The 12,269-nt window shown below is 70.6% G+C and carries 10 protein-coding genes and 1 pseudogene; 6 read left to right on the top strand and 5 right to left on the bottom strand.

From position 1 onward, the window contains the following. Positions 1-111 precede the first annotated feature (111 nt). The 5 genes and pseudogenes from AC0B61_RS31260 to rpmH form a co-directional block, all read right to left on the bottom strand. A pseudogene (locus tag AC0B61_RS31260) lies at positions 112-630 on the bottom strand (Jag family protein); the annotation flags it as partial. Positions 631-712: 82 nt separating this feature from the next. Continuing rightward, positions 713-1,879: a membrane protein insertase YidC gene (gene yidC / locus AC0B61_RS31255; protein ID WP_471744916.1), complete on the bottom strand. Its 1,167-nt coding sequence runs from the start codon at positions 1,877-1,879 to the stop codon at positions 713-715. Further along, a complete protein-coding gene (yidD, locus tag AC0B61_RS31250) occupies positions 1,876-2,247 on the bottom strand; it encodes a membrane protein insertion efficiency factor YidD (protein ID WP_471744914.1) in 372 nt (123 codons plus the stop codon). The genes yidC and yidD overlap by 4 nt, the downstream gene beginning before the upstream one ends. Then, positions 2,244-2,672 (bottom strand): ribonuclease P protein component, encoded by a 429-nt coding sequence (gene rnpA / locus AC0B61_RS31245; RefSeq protein ID WP_471744912.1) that lies wholly within the window; start codon positions 2,670-2,672, stop codon positions 2,244-2,246. The genes yidD and rnpA overlap by 4 nt, the downstream gene beginning before the upstream one ends. A gap of 18 nt (positions 2,673-2,690) precedes the next feature. Beyond that, positions 2,691-2,828 (bottom strand): 50S ribosomal protein L34, encoded by a 138-nt coding sequence (rpmH, locus tag AC0B61_RS31240; RefSeq protein ID WP_030305394.1) that lies wholly within the window; start codon positions 2,826-2,828, stop codon positions 2,691-2,693. A 353-nt stretch (positions 2,829-3,181) separates the two neighbouring features. Here rpmH and dnaA point away from each other — a divergent pair, with 353 nt between their 5' ends. The 6 genes from dnaA (at position 3,182) to gyrB (ending at position 12,220) form a co-directional block, all read left to right on the top strand. Continuing rightward, positions 3,182-4,990 carry a chromosomal replication initiator protein DnaA gene (gene dnaA, locus AC0B61_RS31235; protein WP_471744910.1) on the top strand — a complete coding sequence of 603 codons (1,809 nt, stop codon included), beginning with the start codon at positions 3,182-3,184 and terminating at the stop codon, positions 4,988-4,990. Positions 4,991-5,922: 932 nt separating this feature from the next. Further along, positions 5,923-7,053: a DNA polymerase III subunit beta gene (gene dnaN / locus AC0B61_RS31230; RefSeq protein WP_471744908.1), complete on the top strand. Its 1,131-nt coding sequence runs from the start codon at positions 5,923-5,925 to the stop codon at positions 7,051-7,053. Between the two features lie 171 nt (positions 7,054-7,224). Further along, on the top strand, positions 7,225-8,100 hold the full coding sequence (gene gnd / locus AC0B61_RS31225) for a phosphogluconate dehydrogenase (NAD(+)-dependent, decarboxylating) (protein WP_471744907.1): 876 nt from the start codon (positions 7,225-7,227) through the stop codon (positions 8,098-8,100). A gap of 40 nt (positions 8,101-8,140) precedes the next feature. Further along, on the top strand, positions 8,141-9,274 hold the full coding sequence (gene recF / locus AC0B61_RS31220; protein ID WP_471744905.1) for a DNA replication/repair protein RecF: 1,134 nt from the start codon (positions 8,141-8,143) through the stop codon (positions 9,272-9,274). A gap of 121 nt (positions 9,275-9,395) precedes the next feature. Beyond that, complete coding sequence (locus AC0B61_RS31215) at positions 9,396-9,944, top strand: DciA family protein (protein WP_471744903.1); 549 nt, start codon at positions 9,396-9,398, stop codon at positions 9,942-9,944. 257 nt (positions 9,945-10,201) lie between these two features. Then, complete coding sequence (gene gyrB, locus AC0B61_RS31210; RefSeq protein ID WP_471744901.1) at positions 10,202-12,220, top strand: DNA topoisomerase (ATP-hydrolyzing) subunit B; 2,019 nt, start codon at positions 10,202-10,204, stop codon at positions 12,218-12,220. Positions 12,221-12,269 lie beyond the last annotated feature (49 nt).

Genomic DNA, 12,269 nt, shown 5'->3' with positions numbered 1-12,269 from the left:
TGGGGCTCCTACCCTACTCGCCCCCCCCGGGGGGGGGGGGGGGGGGGGGGGGGGCCCCGCCGCGGGCGCCGGGGGGGGGGGGGGGGCGGCCGCCCGCCCCCCCCCCCCCCCCACGACCACGCACCGCTCGGGCTCCTCGCCCTCGGACTCGCTGCGCAGACCGGCGGCCGCGACCGCGTCGTGGACGACCTTGCGTTCGAAGGGCGTCATCGGCCGCAGCTTGACCTGCTCGCCGGTGCTCTTCGCCTGCTCGGCGGCCTCGGCCCCGAGCAGCGCCAGCTCGGTGCGCTTGCGGGCCCGGAAGCCGGCAATGTCCAGCATGAGGCGGCTGCGCTCGCCGGTCTCCCGGTGGACAGCCAACCGGGTCAGCTCCTGCAGCGCCTCCAGCACCTCGCCGTCCTGGCCGACCAGGCGGTGCAGCGCACGGTCGTTGCCGTCACCGACGATGGAGACCAGGGCACGGTCGCCCTCGACGTCCATGTCGATGTCGCCGTCGAGGTCCGCGATGTCCAGCAGACCCTCCAGGTAGTCCGCCGCGATGTCGCCCTCCTGCTCCAGGCGGGCGACGACGCTCTCGTCGGTGCTGGCGGCGGCCTCGGCCTCGACAGCGGAGGTGGTGCCTTCCGTCACTGATGGACTCCTTCGGAGTTGGGCCCGTCTGGCGGGCCGGGAACGAGGCTCTTCGCGGCGGTCGCGACCGGCTCGGGGCCGGTCAGGACTTCTTCTTCGGCCGTTGGCCGCCGCGCTTCGGCTGCTGCCGGGTGCCCTGCCTGGTGCCGGTGGGCTTGGCCGCGGTCTGCTTGGCGGCCGCCGGCTTGGCTTCGGGCTTGGCCTCCGGCTCGACCGGGGCCGCGTCGACGGGTTCCTCGGCCTCGGTGTCCTTGCCCAGCTCGGCCGTCTGGCCTGCCACACCGCCCTGCTGGCGCTGCGACTTGCTCTGCCGACGGGGCTGCTGGCGGCGCGCCTGCACCGACTCCTCCACCACGGCGGACGCGGCCGACGCGGCGTTGAGGGCCTCCTTGGACGGGGGCAGCATGCCCCAGAGCGCACCCTTGATCTCCGTACCGTCCGGACGCAGCCGGCCGGCCTTCTTCAGCCGCGCCTGGCGCTCCTGGAAGGCCTTGCTGCCCGGGGTCGGGTTGTTGTGGATGACGATCAGCTGCTGGCCCATCGACCAGACGTTGGTGGTCAGCCAGTAGACCAGGACGCCGACCGGGAAGTTGATGCCCATCACGGCGAACATCACCGGGAACACGTACATCAGCATCTTCTGCTGCTGCATGAACGGCGTCTTCACCGTGAGGTCGACGTTCTTGGTCATCAGCTGGCGCTGGGTGACGAACTGCGACAGCGACATCATGATGATCATCACCGCGGTGACGATCTTGACGCTGGTCTCGGGGCTGCCGAGGAAGGTCGCGGAGAGCGGGGCCCCGAAGATGTGGGCCTTGCCGGCGCTCACCAGCAGGTCGCCGTGGATGACGCCGATGTCCTGGCCCTTGGCGACCTTGGCGAGCACGCCGTAGAGGGCGGTGAAGAACGGCGCCTGCACGATGATGGGGAGGCAGCTGGAGAACGGGTTGGTGCCCGCCTCCTTGTACAGCTTCATCATCTCTTCGGACTGGCGCTGCCGGTCGTTCTTGTAGCGCTCCTGGATGGCCTTCATCTTCGGCTGGATCGCCTGCATGGCCCGGGTCGCCTTGATCTGCTTCACGAAGAGCGGGATCAGGCAGATCCGGATGACGACCACCATCGAGGCGATGGAAAGACCCCAGGCCCAGCCACCGTCCGGGTCGAAGACGTGGCTGTACAGCGAGTGGAACTGGACGATGATCCAGGACACCGCTGTGTACAGGGGATTCAGGAAGGAGAAGGTCACCGGTCAGGCTCCTTGGACAGGTGGATTGGCCGCACGGGGCCAATGGTCGCCGGGCCCTCGGGGTCCGGACCGGCGGGGGTGGCGGTCACCGGTTCTCCGGCGGCGGACCGGCTCTGCAGCCGGTCTCGCAACCGCCGGTGCCACACCGGATGCTTGCGCGGCGGGACATGATCGACCCCGCCTGGCGTCCACGGATTGCAACGCAGGATGCGCCACGCGGTCAGCCCGCCGCCCTTGACCGCCCCGTGCACCTTCACGGCCTCGTAGCCGTAGTGGGAGCAGGAGGGGTAGTAACGGCACACCGGACCGAGCAGTGGGCTGATGGTCCACTGGTAGACCCTGATCAGACCCATCAGCAGGTACTTCATCGCCCTGCTCCCGTCGGCGCCGTGGCGGCGGGCTCGACCCTCAGCAGCCGCTTCAGCGCCGCGTCCAGGTCCCGTTCGAGGTCCTGGTACGAGGCGGACGCGGCCGGGGGCAGCGCACGCACCACTATCAGGCTACCGGCGGGCAGCCTGGACAGGCGATCACGGATGAGATGCCGCAACCTGCGCTTCACCAGGTTGCGTACGACCGCCGGGCCGACGGCCTTGCTCACGACGAAACCCGCACGCGCCGAAGGAGTCCCCTCGGCGACGTGCGGGCGGGAGTCGCTGGTCCGGTCGGTCGGCCCCGGAAGGTCACCATCTCTGCTGAGATGGACGACCAGCAGGGGCCGGCCGGCCCGGCGACCGCGTTTCACCGCGGTCGCGAAGTCCTGGCGCCGCCGCAGCCGACTCTCGGAGGGCAGCACAACAGACTCTGGCGCGGATCAGGCGGACAGGCTGCTGCGGCCCTTGCCACGGCGGGCAGCCAGGATGGCGCGGCCGGCGCGGGTACGCATCCGCAGCCGGAAGCCGTGGGTCTTCGCGCGACGACGGTTGTTCGGCTGGAAGGTGCGCTTGCTCACTCGGGGGCTCCTGAGGTGAATCGTAGGATGACGGGGGGTCGCTTGGCCGTCACCGTGCGTCCGCGTGATCTCCCCTGATTCGGAAATCCGGCCCATCGCCCCAGTTCGGCTGGGGTCTGAGGCAATCCACGGCGCCCGTGCTGCGCGCCTTATGGAGCGGGTGGACCCGCGGACATGCGGCAGCGGCCATCGACAACTCGACCTGGTTACGGTACGCGGGACGGGGCACGAGGGTCAAACCAGCCGTCCGCACCCCGCTTTACCCACAGCCTGTGGACAACGACTTGATCCCGACCTGTTCGCTGACTACCGTTGCAGAACTTGTCTGGTTTGTTCTTGGAAAGCGTGCACCAGTGGCTGATGTCAACAGCGACCTCGTCCCGGTCTGGGCCAGGGTCGTCGAGCGGCTGGTCAACGACCCCGATGTCGGGGAGATGGACAAGCAGTGGGTGCAGCGCACCCAGCCGATGTGGATGATGCACGACACCGCCCTGCTGGCGACCCCGAACGAGCGGGCCAAGCAGGTGCTGGAGGGCCGGCTGCTCCCCCAGCTGACCGAGGCCCTGAGCCGCGAGCTCAGCCGCCCGGTCCGGATCGCCGTGATGGTGGACGCCAACGCCGTCCCCACCACCCCCTCGCCTGCCTCCCAGGCCTCGGCCGAGCCGTACCCCGGGCCGGCCGAGGACGGCGGCTACGGCGGCCAGGACTACCAGCAGCCGTACGAGCAGAACGAGCCGTACCAGCAGGACTACGAGCGCTCCCGCTACGACACCGGCGGGTACGAGCAGCGGCAGGCGCCCTACGGCGTGCCCTCCGCCGGCCCGCAGGGCTGGCCGGGCTACCAGGAGCAGCCGCCCGGCTACCACGACGCCGACGAGTCCCGCCCGGCGCCGCGGCCCGTGCCGGGGCCGCCCTCCACCACTCAGGGCGACCTCTTCGGCGGCGCCTACGGCCCCGGCCCGAACGAGCAGCCCCGCGTCGGAGCCGGCCGCCGCGCCGCGGGCTCCCGCCCCTCCGGCGGCCGGCCGGCCGAGAAGCCCGGCCCCGAGCGGGGCGATCGGCCCGCCGTCCCCGGGGTGCCGGCCCCGCCCGGCGCTCCCCCGGCCGGCGGCTCGCGCAAGGACGAGCCGGCCGCCCGGCTGAACCCCAAGTACCTGTTCGACACCTTCGTCATCGGCGCCAGCAACCGCTTCGCGCACGCGGCGGCGGTGGCGGTCGCCGAGGCTCCGGCCAAGGCGTACAACCCGCTCTTCATCTACGGGGAGTCCGGGCTGGGCAAGACCCACCTGCTGCACGCCATCGGGCACTACTCGCGCAGCCTCTTCCCGGGCACCCGGGTGCGCTACGTGTCCTCGGAGGAGTTCACCAACGAGTTCATCAACTCGATCCGGGACGGCAAGGCGGACACCTTCCGCCGTCGCTACCGGGACATGGACATCCTGCTCGTGGACGACGTGCAGTTCCTCGCGAGCAAGGAGTCCACGCAGGAGGAGTTCTTCCACACCTTCAACACCCTGCACAACGCGAACAAGCAGATCGTCCTCTCGTCGGACCGGCCGCCCAAGCTGCTGACCACGCTGGAGGACCGGCTGCGCAACCGCTTCGAATGGGGACTGATCACCGACGTCACCCCGCCGGAGCTGGAGACCCGGATCGCGATCCTGCGCAAGAAGGCGATCCAGGAGCAACTCAACGCCCCCGCCGACGTGTTGGAGTTCATCGCGTCCCGGATCACCCGCAACATCCGGGAGTTGGAGGGCGCGCTGATCCGGGTCACCGCCTTCGCCAACCTCAACCGGGCGCCGGTGGACCTGGAGTTGGCCGGGATCGTCCTCAAGGACCTGATCCCGGGCGGGGACGAGGACGCCGGCCCGGAGATCACCGCGCAGGTCATCATGCAGCAGACCGCCGCGTACTTCGGCCTGGGCGTGGACGACCTCTGCGGATCCTCGCGCAGCCGCGTGCTGGTGACGGCCCGCCAGATCGCGATGTACCTGTGCCGGGAGCTCACCGACCTCTCGCTGCCGAAGATCGGCGCGCAGTTCGGCGGCCGCGACCACACCACGGTCATGCACGCGGACCGCAAGATCCGCTCGCTGATGGCCGAGCGGCGCTCGATCTACAACCAGGTCACCGAACTCACCAACCGCATCAAGAGCTAGGCACCGCCGCAGGTGCGGCCCGGAGGGCGTCAGGAGCGATCCTGACGCCCTTTCGGCATGCCCGCAGGTGTGCACCGCGCGCCGGCTGGGCAGGGATGCCGTCGACGGACCTCCCGCCGGTCCACAGGCCGCGCCGAACAACTGACCGGTGATTCGAAAACCCGGGGCTCGCAAGGCCGTTGTCCACAGGAGGGGGGCCTTCCCGGTGGTCCACAGGCCGGGGCGCCCGGAGTTATCCAGAATTCGTCCACAGGCCCGTCGCCGCTACGCTCTTCCGCGCAGGTCAGGTGCCTGTGGACTTGTGCACAACCGTTGTCCACAGGCTGTGGACAATTGACGGGCCGCCAGTGGGCCATCCGGGTTGTCCACCGGTTGTCCCCAGGCCCGGGCCGGTTATCCCCAGGTTGTCCACAGCGGCGTCCACAGTTCGACAACCGTGAGCTGCCGTTCATACCCTGGTGTGAAAGGCGTCACGAAAAGTTGACCGGGCCCGGTGGATAACCCGGCCCGGATCTGGGGACAGGGCTGGGGATAACCTGTGGATACCGAGCGTGGCCTGTGGGTAACGCTGGGCTGTCCACAGCACGGCCTGTCCGTCCACAGCCGCCGTCCACACCCACTGTGGACAAAATTCGTGCTCTGACCTGCGGAAACGGGGTTATCCACGGTTTCCACAGGCCCTACTACTACCACTACACATTTAGACCGTGGACTTGCTTTGAAAGCAGGTGGGCGCCGAATCTGTGGACAACCGGGCTCCGACATCTGTTCGGTTGCCTCCGCCCGTCTGCCCCGTCTGTCGGCGGAGTACGTCAGACTGTCCTCTGCGACTGGAAGCGGAGCGGCAGAGCTCGGCGGACAGCCCAACGGACGATCAAGATCAGACGAACCAGAGTGCGAGCGGGAGCGCTCGATCCAGGAGGCGGTTACCGGTGAAGTTCCGGGTGGAGCGTGACGTCCTCGCGGAGGCGGTGGCCTGGGCTGCCCGCAGCCTCCCGGCACGGCCGCCGGTGCCGGTGCTGGCCGGCCTGCTGCTGACGGCGCAGGAGGGCAGCCTGGCGCTGTCCGGCTTCGACTACGAGGTCTCGGCCCGGGTCGAGCTGGAGGCGGACGTCGAGGAGGCCGGGACGGTGCTGGTCTCCGGCCGCCTGCTGAACGACATCTCCCGCAACCTCCCCAACCGGCCGGTGGAGATCTCCACCGACGGCCAGCGGGTCAGCGTGGTCTGCGGCAGCTCCCGCTTCACCCTGCCCACCCTCCCGGTGGACGAGTACCCGGCCCTGCCCCAGATGCCGACCGCCACCGGCACGGTGCCGGGCGACGTCTTCGCCTCCGCCGTCAGCCAGGCCGCGGTCGCCGCCGGCCGGGACGACACCCTCCCGGTGCTCACCGGTGTCCGGGTCGAGATCGAGGGCGACCGGATCACCCTGGCCGCCACCGACCGCTACCGCTTCGCCGTCCGCGACCTGCTCTGGAAGCCCGAGCAGTCGGACATCTCCGCGGTCGCCCTGGTCCCCGCCAAGACCCTGCAGGACATCGCCAAGTCCCTGGGCAGCGGCGACAGCGTCTCCATCGCGCTCTCCTCGGGCGGCGCGGGCGAGGGCCTGATCGGCTTCGAGGGTGCCGGCCGCCGGACCACCACCCGGCTGCTGGAGGGCGAGTTCCCCAAGTTCCGCAGCCTCTTCCCGACCGAGTTCAGCGCCGTCGCCGCGATCCAGACGCAGCCCTTCCTGGAGGCGCTCAAGCGCGTCTCGCTGGTCGCCGAGCGCAACACCCCGGTCCGCCTGAACTTCGAGCAGGGCGTGCTGACCCTGGAGGCCGGCTCGGGCGACGACGCCCAGGCCACCGAGCGGATCGATGCCGACCTCGAAGGCGACGACATCTCGATCGCCTTCAACCCGGGCTACCTGGAGGAGGGCCTCAAGGCCATCGACTCCCCGTACGCCCAGCTCAGCTTCACCACCCCGACCAAGCCCGCGCTGCTCAGCGGCAAGGTCTCGGTGGAGGCCGAGGAGGACAAGGCCTACCAGTACCTGATCATGCCGGTCCGCCTCTCCGGCTGACCCGTCCCGCGTGACCGTCCACAGGCTGTGCACACCCGCTGTGCACAGCCTGTGGACGTCTCCCCCGGTCGGCCCCGACCGCACGCGGGCGCCGGTGCTCCAGCGCGTAGGCTCAAGGCGTGCGGCAACGGCGCCGCCGGCAGGCACGTCACCACAGGTAAGGACTTGGTCATGGAGCTCGGCCTCATCGGTCTCGGCAAGATGGGCGGCAACATGCGCGAGCGGATCCGCCGCGCCGGCCACACCGTCATCGGCTACGACCGCAATCCGGACATCTCCGACGTCGAGAGCCTGCAGGAGCTCGTCACCAAGCTGCAGGGCCCGCGCGTGGTCTGGGTGATGGTCCCGGCCGGCGCCGCGACCCAGGCGACCGTCGACGAGCTCGCCGAGCTGCTCTCCCCCGGCGACGTGGTGGTCGACGGCGGCAACTCCCGCTGGACCGACGACGTCAAGCACGCCGAGGCGCTGGCCGCCAAGGGCATCGGCTTCGTCGACTGCGGCGTCTCCGGCGGGGTCTGGGGCCTGGAGAACGGCTACGCCCTGATGTACGGCGGCGACGCCGAGCACGTCGCCCTCGTCCAGCCGGTCTTCGACTCGCTCAAGCCCGAGGGCGACTTCGGCGCGGTGCACGCGGGCGCGGTGGGCGCCGGCCACTTCGCCAAGATGGTCCACAACGGCATCGAGTACGCGATGATGCAGGCCTTCGCCGAGGGCTGGGAGCTGCTGGAGGCGGCCCCCGAGGTCACCGACGTGCGCGAGGTCTTCCGCAGCTGGCAGGAGGGCACCGTCATCCGCTCCTGGCTGCTGGACCTGGCCGTCCGCGCCCTGGACGAGGACGAGCACCTGGCCAAGCTGCGCGGCTGGGCCGCCGACTCCGGCGAGGGCCGCTGGACCGTCGAGGCCGCGATCGACCACGCCGTGCCGCTGCCGGCGATCACCGCCTCGCTGTTCGCCCGCTTCGCCTCCCGCCAGGACGACTCGCCGCAGATGAAGATGATCGCCGCGCTGCGCAACCAGTTCGGCGGCCACGCGGTCGAGTCCAAGTAACCGACGGTTCCTCCCCAGAAGGCGGGCGCAGTCCACAGCCATGCACGTCGCGCACCTGTCGCTCGCCGACTTCCGGTCGTACGCCCGGGCCGAGGTTCCCCTCGACCCGGGCGTGACGGCCTTCGTCGGGCCCAACGGCCAGGGCAAGACCAACCTGGTCGAGGCGATCGGCTACGTCGCCACCCTGGGCAGCCACCGGGTCGCCACCGACGCCCCGCTGATCAGGCTGGGCGCCGAGCGGGCGGTGGTCCGCACCTCGGTGGTGGACCGCGGCCGCTCCACGCTGATCGAGCTGGAGCTCACCGCGGGCAAGGCGAACCGGGCCCGGATCAACCGCTCCGACAACGTCCGTCCCCGTGACGTGCTGGGACTGCTGCGCACCGTGCTGTTCGCCCCCGAGGACCTCAGCCTGGTCAAGGGCGACCCCGGCGAGCGCCGGCGCTTCCTGGACGAGCTGCTGACCGCCCGCGCGCCCCGGCTGGCCGGCGTGCGGCAGGACTACGAGCGGGTGCTCAAGCAGCGCAACGCCCTGCTGAAGACGGCCGCGATGGCCCGCCGGGCCGGTGGCGGCAAGGGCGCCGACCTCTCCACGCTGGAGGTCTGGGACGGCCATCTGGCCCGTGCCGGGGCCGAGTTGACGGCCTTCCGGATCCAACTGGTGGCCGCCCTGCAGCCCTTGGTGACGGCCGCGTACGGGCAGCTGGCTCCCGGTGGCGGCGAGACCGCCCTGGAGTACCGCAGCTCCTTCGAGGGTGAGCTGCCGACGAGCCGTGAGCAGGCCGAGGAGCAGCTGCTGGCGGCGCTGCAGGCGATCCGCAAGCAGGAGGTCGAGCGCGGGATCACCCTCGTCGGCCCGCACCGGGACGAGCTGGTGCTCAAGCTCGGTCCGCTGCCGGCCAAGGGCTACGCCAGCCACGGCGAGTCCTGGTCGTTCGCGCTCGCCCTGCGGCTGGCCTCGTACGAACTGCTGCGCGCCGACGGCGGTGAGCCGGTGCTGATCCTGGACGACGTGTTCGCGGAGCTGGATGCCGCCCGCCGGGACCGGCTGGCCGAGCTGGTGGCCGACGGCGAGCAGGTGCTGGTGACCGCGGCGGTCGCCGAGGACGTGCCGAAGGCGCTGGCCGGTGCCCGGTTCACGGTCGCGGACGGCGCCGTGCGCCGGGTCGACGCCTGAGCGCGTACCCGCCCCGCGGCCGCCGCCCCCGCCCGTCGCCGCCGGGCGCTCCCGTACGCTGGACGGCTCGGCGGTCGCGCGGTCGCGCCCGTCGTCCACAGGCTGGGGAAAGGAGATCGCCGTGAGCGAGCCGGCGGACGCTGAGCACCCCCTCCCCGGGCCCGGCGCCCCCGCGCCGACCGGCGCCGACCTCGCCCGCTCCGCGCTGAGGGCGGCCCGCGCCCAGGCCCGCCAGCGCGGCGAGCAGGTCCGGGAGAAGCGCGAGGCGAAGCGGTACGGCCTGCGCAGCGGCGCCCGCTCGGACGGCCGCGACCCGGTCCCGCTGGGCACGGCGCTGAACCGGCTGCTGACCGAGCGCGGCTGGGAGTCCTCGGCCGCCGTCGGCGGAGTGATGGGCCGGTGGCCGCAGATCGTCGGCCCGGACATCGCCGCGCACTGCCACCCCTCCTCCTACGACGAGGCCGCCGCGGTGCTCACCGTGCAGTGCGACTCCACCGCCTGGGCCACCCAACTGCGCTGGTTGGCACGGCAGTTGGTGGCGCGTCTGAACCACGAGCTGGGCCACGGCACGGTCAAGACCATCAAGGTGCTGGGCCCGGCGGCGCCCCCGCGCGGCTACGGCCGGCTGCGGGCGCCGGGGAGCAAGGGGCCGGGCGACACCTGGGGGTGACCGGTGCCGGCCCGGTCCGGATCGGATGGCGATCTTCCGGAACCCCTGACAGCCGCCCCAGGCGCCCTGGGGCCCCCAGTCGAGTATCGGGACATGTGCAGAGGGGATTCAGGGCGGCGTATCTGCCTTCAAGGGCTGCCAAACGCCCATCTATGTCAGTCGTACCGGTAGACTGAGAGCCAAACACTGTTGCTAGTGGCAACCGAGTCGTAACGCCGTGGTCGCACGCCCGCCCGCACGGGGCGGGAATGCGGCCCGTGCTGTGCCAGAGAGGGCGCTTCGTGGCCGATTCCGGCAACCCCAGCCAGACCCCAGACCAGCAGTCCGACCAGCTTTCCTACACCGGTAGCAACATCCAGGTGCTGGAAGGCCTCGACGCCGTCCGCAAGCGCCCCGGCATGTACATCGGGTCCACCGGCGAGCGTGGCCTGCACCACCTGGTGCAGGAGGTCGTGGACAACTCCGTCGACGAGGCGATGGCCGGGTACGCGGACACCATCGACGTCACGATCATGGCCGACGGCGCGATCCGCGTCGTCGACAACGGCCGAGGCATCCCGGTGGACATCGTCCCCGGCCAGGACAAGCCCGCCGTCGAGGTCGTGCTCACCGTCCTGCACGCCGGCGGCAAGTTCGGCGGTGGCGGCTACGCCGTCTCCGGCGGTCTGCACGGTGTCGGCGTCTCCGTGGTGAACGCACTGTCCACCAGGCTGTCGGTGGAGATCCACAAGGACGGCAGCACCTGGACCCAGGACTACAAGCTGGGCGCCCCGACCGCCCCCCTGGCCAAGGGCGCGCCGACCGAGCGCACCGGCACCACGGTCACCTTCTGGGCGGACCCGGACATCTTCGAGACCACCGTCTACTCCTTCGAGTCGCTCTCCCGGCGCTTCCAGGAGATGGCCTTCCTCAACAAGGGCCTGTCGATCTCGCTGACCGACGAGCGCCCCGAGCACGTGGACGAGGAGGGCAATCCGCTCACCGTCACGTACAAGTACGACGGCGGCATCGCCGACTTCGTCGCCCACCTCAACTCCCGCAAGGGCGACGTCGTCCACCCCTCGGTGATCGACTTCGAGGCGGAGGACAAGGACAAGGCGATCTCGGTGGAGATCGCGATGCAGTGGAACTCCTCCTACACCGAGGGGGTCTACAGCTTCGCCAACACCATCCACACCCACGGCGGCGGCACCCACGAGGAGGGCTTCCGCGCAGCGCTGACCGGCCTGGTCAACCGCTACGCGCGGGACAAGAAGCTGCTCCGCGAGAAGGACGACAACCTCTCCGGCGAGGACATCCGCGAGGGCCTGACCGCGATCATCTCGGTCAAGCTCGGCGAGCCCCAGTTCGAGGGCCAGACCAAGGACAAGCTCGGCAACACCGAGGCCAAGACCTTCGTCCAGAAGGTCGTCCACGAGCACCTCAACGACTGGTTGGACCGCAACCCCACCGAGGCCTCGGACATCATCCGCAAGTCCATCCAGGCCGCCACCGCGCGCGTCGCCGCCCGCAAGGCCCGCGACCTGACGCGCCGCAAGGGCCTGCTGGAGTCCGCCTCGCTGCCGGGCAAGCTCTCCGACTGCCAGTCCAAGGACCCGGCCGAGTGCGAGATCTTCATCGTCGAGGGTGACTCCGCCGGCGGCTCGGCCAAGCAGGGCCGCGACCCGCGCACCCAGGCCATCCTGCCGATCCGCGGCAAGATCCTGAACGTCGAGAAGGCCCGGATCGACAAGGTGCTGCAGAACACCGAGGTCCAGGCGCTGATCTCGGCCTTCGGCTGCGGCATCCAGGAGGACTACGACGAGACCAAGCTCCGCTATCACAAGATCGTCCTGATGGCGGACGCCGACGTCGACGGTCAGCACATCCGCACCCTGCTGCTCACCCTGCTGTTCCGCTTCATGCGGCCGCTGGTCGAGTCCGGGTACGTCTACCTCGCCATGCCGCCGCTGTACAAGATCAAGTGGGGCAAGGACGACTTCGAGTACGCCTACTCCGACCGCGAGCGCGACGCGCTGATCGCCTCCGGGGCGGAGGCCGGGCGCCGGCTGCCCAAGGACGACGCGATCCAGCGCTTCAAGGGTCTGGGCGAGATGAACGCCGAGGAGCTCCGGGTCACCACCATGGACGCCGAGCACCGGCTGCTGCTCCAGGTCACCCTGGAGGACGCCGCCCGCGCCGACGAGCTGTTCTCCGTGCTGATGGGCGAGGACGTCGAGGCCCGCCGCTCCTTCATCCAGCGCAACGCCAAGGACGTCCGCTTCCTGGACGTGTGACGCCTGCACCCCAGGCCCCGCACGTACCAGTCCGCGTGAAAGGAAACTG

The organism is Kitasatospora sp. NPDC023385 (genome assembly GCF_055664045.1).
Note: the sequence above shows the minus strand (reverse complement) of the source record. Positions and strands in the feature narration are given on the sequence as shown.

Excerpts from the sequence above, each read along its gene's own strand:
- gnd (WP_471744907.1), top strand. The coding sequence starts at position 7,225 with ATGGAGCTCGGCCTCATCGGTCTCGGCAAGATGGGCGGCAACATGCGC.
- recF (WP_471744905.1), top strand. The coding sequence starts at position 8,141 with ATGCACGTCGCGCACCTGTCGCTCGCCGACTTCCGGTCGTACGCCCGG.
- yidD (WP_471744914.1), bottom strand. The coding sequence starts at position 2,247 with ATGAAGTACCTGCTGATGGGTCTGATCAGGGTCTACCAGTGGACCATC.